At 36.9% G+C, this 12,876-nt stretch carries 8 protein-coding genes and 1 other annotated feature; of the genes, 4 read left to right on the forward strand and 4 right to left on the reverse strand.

Annotation, left to right across the window (positions count from 1 at the left end; genetic code table 11):
- Positions 1-55: 55 nt before the first annotated feature.
- Positions 56-3,007 carry a transglycosylase domain-containing protein gene (locus LDX58_RS09375; RefSeq protein ID WP_227936577.1) on the reverse strand — a complete coding sequence of 984 codons (2,952 nt, stop codon included), beginning with the start codon at positions 3,005-3,007 and terminating at the stop codon, positions 56-58.
- A gap of 115 nt (positions 3,008-3,122) precedes the next feature.
- Positions 3,123-3,331 (forward strand) — a binding site (T-box leader).
- A 43-nt stretch (positions 3,332-3,374) separates the two neighbouring features.
- Between LDX58_RS09375 and tyrS the strand changes: the two genes are divergently transcribed.
- Entirely contained in the window at positions 3,375-4,619 is a 1,245-nt protein-coding gene (gene tyrS, locus LDX58_RS09380) for a tyrosine--tRNA ligase (protein WP_227936578.1), read from the forward strand.
- A gap of 384 nt (positions 4,620-5,003) precedes the next feature.
- Here tyrS and rpsD read toward each other — a convergent pair whose 3' ends face one another.
- Entirely contained in the window at positions 5,004-5,606 is a 603-nt protein-coding gene (gene rpsD / locus LDX58_RS09385) for a 30S ribosomal protein S4 (protein ID WP_227936579.1), read from the reverse strand.
- 666 nt (positions 5,607-6,272) lie between these two features.
- Between rpsD and LDX58_RS09390 the strand changes: the two genes are divergently transcribed.
- The gene (locus tag LDX58_RS09390; RefSeq protein ID WP_227936580.1) at positions 6,273-8,498 is read left to right on the forward strand and encodes a sensor domain-containing diguanylate cyclase; all 2,226 of its coding nucleotides are present in this window, start codon (positions 6,273-6,275) and stop codon (positions 8,496-8,498) included.
- Positions 8,499-8,552: 54 nt separating this feature from the next.
- On the opposite strand, the gene msrC is transcribed toward LDX58_RS09390, so the two are convergent.
- Complete coding sequence (gene msrC / locus LDX58_RS09395; RefSeq protein ID WP_289623472.1) at positions 8,553-9,032, reverse strand: free L-methionine (R)-S-oxide reductase MsrC; 480 nt, start codon at positions 9,030-9,032, stop codon at positions 8,553-8,555.
- 220 nt (positions 9,033-9,252) lie between these two features.
- On the opposite strand from msrC, the gene refZ reads away from it, so the two are divergent.
- On the forward strand, positions 9,253-9,900 hold the full coding sequence (refZ, locus tag LDX58_RS09400; RefSeq protein ID WP_227936581.1) for a forespore capture DNA-binding protein RefZ: 648 nt from the start codon (positions 9,253-9,255) through the stop codon (positions 9,898-9,900).
- On the opposite strand, the gene hisJ is transcribed toward refZ, so the two are convergent.
- Positions 9,889-10,716 (reverse strand): histidinol-phosphatase HisJ, encoded by an 828-nt coding sequence (hisJ, locus tag LDX58_RS09405; RefSeq protein WP_227936582.1) that lies wholly within the window; start codon positions 10,714-10,716, stop codon positions 9,889-9,891. The two genes, refZ and hisJ, sit on opposite strands and share 12 nt — an antisense overlap.
- Before the next feature lie 274 nt (positions 10,717-10,990).
- Between hisJ and ezrA the strand changes: the two genes are divergently transcribed.
- Positions 10,991-12,676, forward strand: coding sequence for a septation ring formation regulator EzrA (gene ezrA / locus LDX58_RS09410; protein ID WP_227936583.1), 1,686 nt, complete (start codon positions 10,991-10,993; stop codon positions 12,674-12,676).
- The last annotated feature ends 200 nt before the right edge of the window (positions 12,677-12,876 follow it).

Here is a 12,876-nt window from a genome sequence, read left to right on the forward strand (position 1 = left end):
GTTCGGTTTGATGAATAGAAAAAAGCAAAGCGGCTAATTTTAACCGCTTTGCTTTTTAATTTCCGTCCCCATTTCCTTCTCCATCAGGCTTTTCCGGTTTAGGATCAGGCTTAGGTTCAGGCTTAGGTTCAGGCTTAGGTTCAGGCTTAGGTTCAGGCTTAGGTTCAGGCTTAGGTTCAGGCTTAGGTTCAGGCTTAGGTTCAGGCTTAGGTTCAGGCTTAGGTTCAGGTTTAGGTTCAGGCTTAGGTTCCGGTTTAGGATCTGGTTTAGGTTCCGGTTCCGACTCAGGTTCCGACCTATAATTAGAACCTTCTACGAAAGAAGATGCGGATGATTCACGACCGGCGGAATCAACGGCTGTTACATAATAAGAATAAGACTCTCCATTTACATTGAAGCTTGTTGTCTCATTCCCACGAACTTGATTAAATAAACTAAAGTTAGTACTTTCATTTGCCGCTCTATAAATACGATAGCCAACAATATCCTTATCAGGATGTTTAAACCAAGATAGTGTGTTTCCACTTAAGTTGACTCCGTTCACTACTCCAGGATTTCGTCCGTTATTTGGTGCTTCGCGGTCTGGAATTAAATTTTGCATATTGTCTGGTAAATAACGAGAAATGTTATCTAAATCGCCAAAACTATCTGAGATCATAAACCCTTCCTCAGTAAATTCAGCAGGAGTTGATGATAAAGCCATATAATTTGAACCGTTAATTGTGACATAACGAGCGCCTTCAAGACTGTCATCAGCTTTTGTTGGTACAAATTTCGCGTTAAATAAATCGGTTTTTACTAGACCAGCTGCTTGACACATAGGGGATGGTAGTAAACCTGTTAAGCTGCAAATACTTCTTGAAACAATTCCATCAGGTCTAGAAAAACGTTGGCCTACAGCCATAAGATCTGGCTCAGTACGGTAAGCAGCGTTCGCTATATTCGCCCAAATTTGTTGAGTTCTAGCCCCATACCTGAGTCCACCTACTCTTTGTTGAATTGGATGATTTTTATCGTAACCAATCCATACTCCTAAAGTGACATTCGGATTGGTCGCTACAAACCAAGAATCTTGAGTGTCGGTAGTTGTTCCTGTTTTTCCAGCCCAGTCAGAAGAAAACGCCAACCTATTCGGAAGGGAACTTGCTGTACCACCACTTTTTAGCACGTCTCTCAACATATCTAGTGTGAGATAGGCTGTTTGTGGAGAGAATACTTCCTTTTCAATCTTTTTGTGTTCGTAAATAAGATCGCCACTTGCTGTTTCAATCTTTTCAATCATATAAGATTGAATAAATTTCCCTCCATTTGCAAATGTTGAAAAGGCATTCGTATTTTGTTCAACCGTCACATCAATTGCTCCTAATGGAGAAGATTCATACGGAGCGTCGCTCGGAATAGAAAAGCCAAAATTTAATAACGTACTACGTGCTTGATCATATGGAACCATATTAAATGAGCGAACAGCAGGTACATTTCTTGACCGTGCTAAAGATTCTCGTACTGAAATAAGACCAAGATGCCCTCGATCAAAGTTGCGAATTTCTTTACCAGTACGATACGTTGCATACGTATCAGGTACAACAATCCCTGGTTGAATCGCTCCAATTTCCATTGCTGGAGCATAAGCAAGAAGAGGTTTCATCGTCGAACCGTTCGGACGGAAAGATTGAGTAGCACGATTGAATGAATTTCCATAAACCTCATCGCGACCGCCAATAAATCCTTTAATCGCACCTGTATGGTTTTCGATTAAAACAGAACCTACTTCTTCTTGACCATCTATTTCTTCGCCTTCAGAGTTAACCCACTTTTTATTTGGTCCAAATAGATTATCATTCTGAACAGCTTCTTGCATGGCGAGATAAACATCTTTATCAATGGTTGTATGAATGCGATAGCCTTCACTACGAAGGTCAGCCTTGGCTTCTTGCAACGCTTGAGTAGATATTTCCAAACGTTCTTCTTCGTTTAGTTCATCATAGTTGGGATAATTTTCTTTGATTATTTGCTCGGCTAGAACATCCGCAGCCCGACGTAACACCTCATTTGTTAGATAAGGAAATTCCTCAATTGGAGTAGCTGTAGAGCTAGCGAAATGCTCAGTCACATCATATGTCAGCGCTTTATTGAATTCTTCTGTAGTAATAAATCCACTTTCATGCATTCTAGTTAAAACAGTTTTCATTCGATTTATGCTAGGTTCGATGTTTTCCTTTACTGTACCATTTGGTGAAAAGGGCGTGTATCCAAATGGGCTTTGTGGCAAACCTGCAATATAAGCAGCTTGTGGAATTGATAGATCACTTGCTTCAACTCCAAAAATTCCTCTTGCTGCCGCTTGTACTCCAGCGATTTGTCTACCAGATGCATTGCGACCAAATGGAACGATGTTAAGGTAAGCTTCTATAATTTCATCTTTTTCAAGAAAGTGCTCAAGACGCATTGCAAGTAGGATTTCTGTTGCTTTTCTGTCAAACGAAACTTCACTTGTTAAAATCTGATTTTTAATTAATTGTTGTGTTAGCGTACTTCCCCCTGTTTGAAGAGAGGAGTTTGTAAATTCTTGAAATGTTGCTCGCATAATTGCCTTTGGAACGATCCCATCATGCTCGTAAAAATATTCATCCTCTGTTGCAATAATGGCATTTTTCACATGTTTAGAGATATCATTCAACGCAATTTGATGTCTTTCAACGTCTGTCGGTAATTCTCCTAAAGGTTGATTATCAGTAAAGAAGACCTGACTAGTTTGTTCATAATCATAGATTCTTTCCCTCATATCATCTGCTGTTCGCAGTGGTTCATCTTTGACTAAGGAAGCAAAATAACCAGCAGCTGTTCCGCCTAAAAAGAAAAGGGACATACAACTTACTATAAGGAAAATAAGAAATAAGTTCCAAAATACTTGGTATGTAATGCCGATTCGTCTAAATATCTTTAATTCGTGTACTTTTTTTGATAAAGCTTTAAATCTTTTTGTAAATGTTGATTCATTTTGATTCATAGCAAACCTCCTATATATCAGAAATATTATATCATAAGGTGTCGAATGTAGGTATGATTTAAGTGCAATTGACAATTTGTGATTGATATGGTAAAAAAGAATCATTGTAATTAAATATGAAGCGAAGAATGATCGAAGTAGTCCCTGCTTCCCTGTTTCAGAGAGCTAATGGTGGTGCGAATTAGTATAAAGGTTAGGGATGAATTACAATCAGGAGCTTTTCTTTGTGATAAGCAAAGAACGGGTATACCGTTATAAAATGAAGTGGAAGAAAAGAACTTTTTTCTTCAACAAGGGTGGTAACGCGAAGACCTCGTCCCTTTTTTAGGGGAGAGGTCTTTTTTTATTTTATTATGGAGGTTGGATCATGGAAAAGGAACTTATATTAAGCGCAGATCAGCAGGCAGAAGTGGAAAGACAAATAGCTCACTTACAACGTGGTGTTGTAGAAATTGTACCAGAAGATGCATTCAGGAAAAAAGTTGAACAATCCGTTGTGACGGGCAAACCGCTTAAAATTAAATTAGGTATGGATCCTTCTGCACCAGATGTTCATATCGGGCATACGGTTGTTCTTCATAAATTAAGACAGTTCCAGGAACTTGGTCATGAAATTCAAATGCTAATTGGAGACTTTACTGGAAGAATTGGTGATCCAACAGGTAAGTCGGAAACGCGTAAGCAATTGACGGATGACGAAGTGAAGCGAAATGCAGAAACCTATGTAGAGCAATACGGAAAAATCTTAGATATGGATAAAGCGAAGATCTACTATAACTCCGAGTGGCTTAAACCATTAACATTTGAAGATGTCGTTCTACTTGCGGGGAACATGACCGTTGCTCGTATGCTTGAACGCGATGATTTCGAGAAACGTTATAAGTCAGGTCAACCGATCTCGATCCATGAATTTTTCTATCCCCTCATGCAAGGTTATGATTCAGTAGCATTAGAATCTGATATTGAGGTAGGAGGAACCGATCAGAAATTTAATCTATTAATGGGGCGTCAGTTACAAGATGCATACGGAAAAGAAAAGCAAGTTGCCATGACGTTACCTTTAATTGAAGGACTTGACGGCGAACGTAAGATGTCTAAGTCCTTAAATAACTATATTGGTATTGATGAATCGCCAAATGAGATATTTGGTAAATCGATGTCTATTCCAGATGAGTTAATGATAAAGTATTATAAGTTAGCTACTGACTTACCAATGGGTGAAATTGAGAAGTTGGAAGCGGGAATTACAAATGGGGGCATTCACCCTCGCGATGCAAAAATGGACTTAGGTGCTAAATTCGTAGAGATGTACCATAGTAAAGAAGCAGCCGATGAGGCGAAGAACTACTTTCAAACTGTTTTTCAAAAGAGATCTCTACCTACAGACATACCTCAAACAGATTGGACAGGAGACTCACCAATTTGGATTGTTGACTTACTCGTTGAATTGAAAATATTAAGTTCAAAAGGAGAAGCAAGAAGAATGATTCAAAATGGCGGAGTTAAAATCAATGAAGAGAAAGTAGAAGATGTCCAATTGCAAGTTGAGGTTGAGGATGGTCTCGTGCTTCAAGTTGGAAAACGTAAATTCATGAAACTGAATAGAAAATAATAGGAGTTTCTCCTAATCTAAGGTGAAGAACCATTTGAGAGTTCTTCACCTTTGTGTGGTGTGATGCTCTCATCTCTTTACTTTACGGATATAATAATTGCCGTAATAAAAGTTGTGGATAAACTACTCGAGATTAATTCCGGAACAAGAAAGTTGATTACATTAACAAAGATTAGCTAAACGTAAAAGGAGATAAATCTAAAGTGTAGATTCAGTTAGATACTTTTTTTCGGAAATACAAAACTTCTGATTATGGTCCGAACAATCAGAGCTTACTATGCCAAACCACTCAGGAATTTATGGGGACCGTAAAAGCACCTACAACTCTTAGATGATTGCAATACGAAAAACCTCCGCTATGAATTCATAGCGGAGGTAAACTACTTAACGAGAGTAGAACTCAACGATAAGTGCTTCTGTAATTTCAGCAGGAAGTTCAGAACGTTCAGGAAGACGAGTGTAAGTTCCTTGTAAGCTATCAGCATCGAAAGTTACATATGCAGGAACAAAGTCATTTCCTTCTAAAGATTCTTTAATCACGTCAAAATTACGTGATTTTTCACGAACGTTGATCGTTTGACCTGGCTTAACGCGGTAAGAAGGAATATCTACGCGTCCACCGTCTACAACGATGTGACCGTGGTTTACTAATTGACGAGCTGCACGACGCGTGCGAGCAAGACCCATGCGGTAAACTAGGTTATCAAGACGAGACTCAAGAAGTGTCATGAAGTTCTCACCGTGGATACCAGGCATTTTACCAGCATCATCAAAGATACGACGGAATTGACGCTCATTTACCCCGTACATGTGACGAAGTTTTTGCTTTTCTTGAAGTTGTAAACCGTATTCAGAAAGTTTCTTACGTTGCGTTGGACCGTGTTGCCCTGGAGCATACGGACGTTTTGCTAATTCTTTACCCGTACCGCTTAGTGATAATCCTAAACGACGAGATAATTTCCAAGATGGACCTGTATAACGAGCCATAATTGACTCCTCCTTGTTATTTTGATGTTGCAAAATAACAACCGATTGGTAATCTCACACAAGATTCATTTTGCTTTCATGCATCTTCGCTTCGACAGCTAGAAGTTACACGATGCACCTCAAATATGCAGCCGCACAGAGGAACAAAATAATTTCATATATGTTTACCTTGGCTGTCTTATTTCACACAAAGAACATTATATAAACTTTATAAGGAAAAGTCAATGATAGAGTTTGTTCAAAAAGGTCGACCTTTACCTTTTTGAACAAACTCGAAGCATGAGCGAAACCGCTACAGGTTTTTAAGTCTACTATGAGTGGGTTTCTCATAGTAGACGCGTAGCGAGAGAAGCCATGCAGATTTTGAAATGAAGAAATGACAATACGACAAAAAGGTCGATCTTTACCTTTTTGAACAAACTCGAAAATAGTAATTATCTGATTTCATAATTTTTCCTATTGTCATAGTAATATGAATAAAATTGATTTATAATAAGGTGTATATAGTCCTATAATAGACTAAAGAAATTTGAATTTGTAGGGCTTTTTAAATGAATTGTAAGAAAAAAGACTTTAATATAAAGGTTGTACTTGATAGTGTCTACTAAAATATTAAAATTAAATAGATATTTGTACCTATCGTGAATATGATTGGTGGTGATTGAATTGAACAAGTTCTTAAGTGATGAGTATAACAATGTCGAATATCAAAAGTTGTTAGATGAAGTCGTTGCGAATGTACTGACAAGATCAAATTTATTTAAGCCAGCCCTATTTTTTATTGCATCAAACGATAAAATTCTTTCCTTTTATAAAGTAGGTTATTTGCCAAAAACATTATTAGATGTAGTGACTCACTTAAAGAGAGAATTTACATCCTCAGCAGCGATTAAATATTACAAAGATTGTGTTCAATTCATAACATCATATACAAAAGAAGAGTTTGGCGATAAGCAATTGTTTTTAGGGGTTGTTATTTCTCAAACTGAAAACATCAAGGATGTTCAACTGTTGATTGAAGGGATAGCTCTTGGCTTATCTATTAAGTCAAGTAGGAAAGAAAACCAATTTATTCAGTTAGACGAATTACTATATACAGCAAATTACCAAATCGAATTCAAGAAATTAGTAGAGGCCCTCGTAAATGGAGTATTAGAAAGAAATTTCCCCCATCCACTTCTCGTATTAGAAAAGAAGGGCGAAAGATTTGTACTTCTCTGTTCAACTCAGAAAGAATTAAATAAAGGCGGTTCGATTGAATTAACACATGTTAAGGGAAATGAGGAAGAAGGGTTCATATTAGCTGGAAATACTCTGTTTGAACAGGATGGGAACACCTATCTTATATTCCCTATTCAGGTAGAAGATGAAGTTATTTCTTTATTTATGTTTTCTTTTCTAACAAAAGAAGATGCGAATCAGAAAAAAGCAGAGCTAGAAGAATGGATATGCTCATTAATTCCGATTTTTAAAAAGGGCTATACATTTGAAATTGCCATGAAAGATGAGAATCGAAGAAATATTCTGATGCAAGTAACAAAGAAATTTCATTCGACAATGGATATAGGTGAGGTCCTAGGAGAGATTATTGAAGCGTTAAGTCTTGCTAATCCCTGCTTCCGTGTACATTTGTTGCTCTCGCAGGAATGGAAAGTGGAAGAGACCTTGCCAATTAAGCCTTTTAAATACGGCTCCGATAGTAGCAATAGAATGGCGGAAAATGCCTATGTTACTGGGCAGATTCTAATGGATAAAGTTGTCGAAGCAGACAGCATGTTTCTTTTTGCGCCACTTAGAGGAAAACAAGGAGTCTATGGAGTGATGGAAATCGAGACGGAGGCTAATTCCTATTTGTCAAAGCAGGAAATTGACTTCATCGAAATGCTTGCTGATACAGGTGGAATTGCCTTGGAAAATGCTGAAATGTATCAACAATCGAGGAAATTAATTAATGATCTTCAATTAATTAATGAAACTTCGCATCAGCTTAATTTGAATTTACGTTTAACCGATACGATTGATTATATGACACACCAAATCAAAGAATCTTTTGGTGCAGAGGAAGTTGGATTTATCATTTTTCAAGCCAACGGTGAATCTGTAGGGTTAGATGGGAGTTCTAAATTCTTTCGTAAAGAAAGCACAATCCAACTACTAGATGGGTTTATACGTAAGATGAAAAAAGAAAAAGAACCTGTTTTTATCGGAGATGCCGATTTACAGAAGGATATTAATTTGCAAACCTATCACTCGATTCTTGCAGTCCCTATGATTCATAGTAAGAAGTTAAAGGGAATGGCAGTTGCTGTACATCATCAACCGTATCATTTTACGTTTGATCACTTTAAATTGCTACAGTCGCTCATTCATCACTCAACACTTGCTTTGACCAATTCTATGTTGCATGAGGAACTTGAGAAAATTGTGATTACGGATCACTTAACTCGTTTATTTTCGCGGAATTATCTTGATGAATGCATACAGGAATCGTTAATGAATGATTTATTGGGGACCTTTTTGCTTCTTGACATAGATAATTTTAAAAAAGTAAATGATACATTTGGTCATCAAGTAGGGGATGACATTATTATTCAAGTAGCTAATGTGTTAAAGAGAAACATTCGGGACTTGGATATCGCTGGGAGATGGGGTGGTGAGGAATTAGCCATTTATTTACCAAGGATGTCAGTTGATATAGGAAGTCGAATTGCCGAAAGGATCTTACAAGCGGTTGAATTAGAAACAAGTCCTCGCGTTACGGTTTCCATCGGTGTCTCATCTTGGAAAAGAACTGATCAAGAGACGTCCTTACAAAGTTTGTTTAAAAAAGCAGATCAAGGGTTATATCAGGCTAAAGAATCCGGTAAGAATCAAGTAGTGGTTATAACATAATGAAAATAGGCTGACTCTCAGGTGGAATGAACCCTTTGAGTCAGCCTATTTTTCTTAAATATGCTGTTCGAGAACTTGAACAAACTTTTCTAAATGAAATTGTTCTTCAGGGGTGAAGCGAGCAAGGATAGGGCTATCAATATCTAAGATCGCAACAATAATACCATCCGTGCGAACCGGAATCACAATCTCAGATCTTGATGCGGCATCACAAGCAATATGTCCTGGAAATTGATGAACATCCGGAACGAGCATCGTTTCGTTTTTCTTAACAGCAGTTCCACATACCCCTTTACCAATAGGAATACGCACGCAAGCAGGCAAACCTTGAAAAGGACCAAGAACTAACTCGTCCTCTTTTAATAGATAGAACCCAACCCAATTCACATTATCTAGGAATCGCGATAATAAAGCACTAGCATTGGCTAAATTCGCTATTAAATCATTTTCATCTTTTAGCAAGGCATCTAATTGTTTGGTTACCATTTTGTACTTTTCTTCAAGTGATCCTTTATATAGCTCGGTTTGAAACATTTTTGTTATCCCTCTCTTATCAGAATAAATCTTTTAACGTCATTTTACACGATTGACGTTGCAAACGACAAATCTGAAAGGATAAATGAGTAATAAAGGTGGAAAAAGAGTTTATGAAAAAATTGTCTAAATAAAGAAGGGATTTGTCGAGCGATAATTAGAGGAAATTGACCGATAGACACGAAACGGTATGTAAGAGGAAAAAAGGGGGAGTACCATAATGAAGGAAACGAAAAAAGAAAAAATACTTGATGCTGCTGTCCGATTGTTTCACACTCAAGGCTTTGATGGGACATCTGTTAGAGATATCGCCAATAAAGCAAAAGTTAATGTTGCCCTTGTCTCCTATCATTTTGGTGGTAAAAAAGGATTGTATGAAGAATTAATGACTCAATTTCTTGAAGGTTATCTCCTAGTGATAAAGGGGGAATTAGAGAGATCGTTTAGTACCGTTAAAGAGCAATTACTTGAAATCGTGAAATCGCTTATTGAATATCAGTCTTCCCAACATTATGTCGCTAGAATGGCTCATAGAGAAATGACATTCGATTCGATGCTAGTACGTGAGCTAATGTCTACTTATTTAAGAAAAGAAAAACATGACCTTGAGGAAATCATTCGAAGTGGAATGAGAAGAGGAGAGTTTCGCAAGCAACCAATCGATCTTGTAGTCATTCATTTGAGAACGATGATTACGATGCCTTACTTATCTCCTCATTACTTAAGTGAACTATATCAAATCACGACTACAGAACCATACTTCATTGAAAAATACATGAGACATGTTAGAAGTTGGATTGATCTTTGGTTGTGTGTCGAAGAATTTAGTTCAACTCCTTCTTTTTTAATGCCCAGATCAATTTCTTAACTTAGCAGGCTTTACAAATGTTGCCTGTGGTGATAGCTCACTATAACCGCACAATAAACTAGCAGCTTGGTGCGCATCTGAACCATAGACAAGTGGGATGTTTAGATTAATGGCATCTTGTATTACATCATTGAAAGGATAGGGTTCCTTACAAAGTGGTTTTACCGTCCCTGCGCCATTGTAATCGAGCTCATATCCTTTTTTCTTCACTTCAACTAAAAGAGTTGATAGCTCCCCCGTAAAAGGATTTGAAGCAGGAAATTTCTTATGGAATTTTCGTGCTAAGGTAATATGGCCAATGCGATGGGGTTTGTTTCTCCCTAGATCTTTTTGAACAGATTTTAGTACAGTCTGATAATAAAGCTTATAAACAGAGTCAATCGAACCAAGTAAGTCTGAAGCCTGTTCAAAAACGTCAGGACTGTAATCTATGCATACATACTCAGAATTGATTTTTAAGAAATGAACCGATAGTATACTGTCATCGAGCTCTGGACCAAATTCATCTAGAAAAATGGTTGTCTCTTTTTCAAATCCTTCAATATAATCGACTTCTAATCCAACCAAAATTTCAAGATCGCCTTTGTATTCCTTTTTCAATTTGTTTACTTCTTTTAAATAAATCTCTAAGTCATCCCATCTCATTCCGCTATCCTGTTCTGGAGTTGGATCAACAAACGAATAAGGAAGGGGAGCATGCTCGGTAAAGGTGATCCCTGTTAATTTATGTTTAATAGCAGCTTCACAATATTTATGTAGAGAATCTTTTGTCCCGTGCGGACAAAAGGGAGTATGGATGTGTCCATCATGTATCATTATACGATCGCCCCTTTTTAAAATGACATTGAGGATTTTTAAATGAAACTATTTATCAAATTGAATGCTTATCTTTATGCTTAAAACCTGGAAAAAAAGCATACAAACTAGTATTTTCATGGTATCATAATATTTATTAAAATCGTAAAAAAAATTAAATTAATTTGTCAAAAATAGAGGTTTTTTGTTTTCTTTTGCAGAAACAACAAGAAGCTCAAAAATGTTAAGGCACAGGACCTCACAACTATAAGAGCAGAAGAAGGGAGTCCTCTAGATGTATTTGATTTATTCATTAATAGTGATTATTGCTATTTTTATATTAATTAGCTCGATGATACGCAAACGTATATACAAAGAAGTCGATCGGCTTGAGGTATGGAAAAATGGAGTTTTAAATAGGGATGTCCCCGAAGAGATTGGTAAAGTAAAGAGACTACATATGTCAGGGCAAACAGAAGAGAAGTTCGAGTCATGGCGGAATGAGTGGGATGAGATCGTCGGTGGAATTTTGCCGGACATAGAAGAACGTCTTTTTGATATCGAGGATTATGCAGCAAAAAACCGATTTAAAAAAGCGAAACAACTCATAGATGTAAGCGAAAAGCGATTAACTGGAATTGAGGAACAGATCAAACAATTATTAGAAGAAGTAGACCAGCTTGTTCAAAGTGAGGAACAAAATCGTACGGAGATTGACGAGGTACGTGTTGCATATCAAGATATTTATGCAATAGTCATGAAAAAAAGAGGATCTCTAGGAGCAAGTATTCCTTCCATTGATAAAAAGTTAGACCGGGTTAATGAATTACTTGAATTATTTGATCAAGCAACAGAAGATGGAAGTTATCTTCAAGCGAGAGAACACCTTATTGAAGCAAATACATTAATCGAAGACTTAAAAGATCTGGTTGAAAGGTACCCTAAACTTTTAGTTCAAGCAGAAACCAAAATACCCACAGAACTAAAAGAAATTCGCATCGGCATCTTGGAAATGAAAGAAGCTGGTTATCAACTTGATGCGTTTTCTTTGGACTCGAGACTTGAACAGATTGAATCAGAACTGAATAAAGTAAAAATAGATTTAGCTGAGCTTAATTGTGAAGAGGCTAGTGATAAGCTTATTGAGTTTTCTTATCAAATTGAACAGTTATACGACACATTGGAACTAGAGGTAGATTCAAAACTATATGTTGAAACCAAACTTCAAGAGTTAAACGAAAAAGCAGTACAGCTAAAATGGAAAATTGATACGTTAATTAGTGAGACAATAGACGTTCAGCAGAGTTATTTTATTTCCAAACAGCAATTGGATTCTCAAAAACAGATAAATGAAAATGTAGTTGATTTAACAAATGACTTATATGTTTTATTCGATTTATCTGAAAAGCAAAAGCAAACATATACGTCCATTCGAGAAATGGTGGATGAATGGCAAGCGGAATTAGAGAAAATGGATCTTCTTATTGAACATGAAAAAGAAACGTTATTTGCTTTAAGGGAAGATGAAAGAAAAGCAAAGGAAACGTTACTAACGCTCCGGGAAACGATGATGGAATTGCATCGTACACTCAAGAAAAGCAATATTCCTGGATTACCTGAAAGAGCGTTAGATCAGTTGAAAGATGTAGAAGAAAAATTAATTGTTGCATCCAATCATCTAGATCAGACGCCAATAGAAATCGGGAGAATTAATGTTCTTGTAAAAGAAGCTGAAGAAACAGTTCTCCAAAATAAAGAGGTTATTGAAGAAACAATAGAACTGGCTCATTTAGCTGAGAACGTCATTCAGTATGGGAATCGTTATCGGAGCAGATCACAGTCAGTTGCGGCGGGATTGCTTGAAGCAGAATTGCTATTTAGACAATATGAGTATGTAGAGGCTGTTGAATGTGCTGTTCAAGTTATTGAAAAGTATGAACCAAATGTAATGGATATTGTTAAAGGCTACGTAACTGCCTAAACAAGAAAGAGAAGTGGCTCTTGAAGCAGAGTCACTCTTTTTTTTATGAAGAGAGCGGGAGGAACGAGTTATGCATCTATTTCTTGCGCAGACGAATATGACTTATCAGCGGATTGAATTAGCACCTTTTTAGCCGTTGCCTTTGTGAATAACTGGAAATATCAAGAGATCATCTTGATATTCAAATATTTTATGCTAAC

The organism is Alkalihalobacillus deserti (genome assembly GCF_020734105.1).
In the GTDB taxonomy this organism is placed as follows: Bacteria; Bacillota; Bacilli; order Bacillales; family Bacillaceae_D; genus Halalkalibacter; species Halalkalibacter deserti.

What these genes read in the sequence shown, in the direction of transcription:
- LDX58_RS09375 (WP_227936577.1), bottom strand. Translation starts at nt 3,007, where the DNA reads ATGAATCAAAATGAATCAACATTTACAAAAAGATTTAAAGCTTTATCA.
- tyrS (WP_227936578.1), top strand. Translation starts at nt 3,375, where the DNA reads ATGGAAAAGGAACTTATATTAAGCGCAGATCAGCAGGCAGAAGTGGAA.
- rpsD (WP_227936579.1), bottom strand. Translation starts at nt 5,606, where the DNA reads ATGGCTCGTTATACAGGTCCATCTTGGAAATTATCTCGTCGTTTAGGA.
- msrC (WP_289623472.1), bottom strand. Translation starts at nt 9,032, where the DNA reads ATGTTTCAAACCGAGCTATATAAAGGATCACTTGAAGAAAAGTACAAA.
- refZ (WP_227936581.1), top strand. Translation starts at nt 9,253, where the DNA reads ATGAAGGAAACGAAAAAAGAAAAAATACTTGATGCTGCTGTCCGATTG.
- hisJ (WP_227936582.1), bottom strand. Translation starts at nt 10,716, where the DNA reads ATGATACATGATGGACACATCCATACTCCCTTTTGTCCGCACGGGACA.
- ezrA (WP_227936583.1), top strand. Translation starts at nt 10,991, where the DNA reads ATGTATTTGATTTATTCATTAATAGTGATTATTGCTATTTTTATATTA.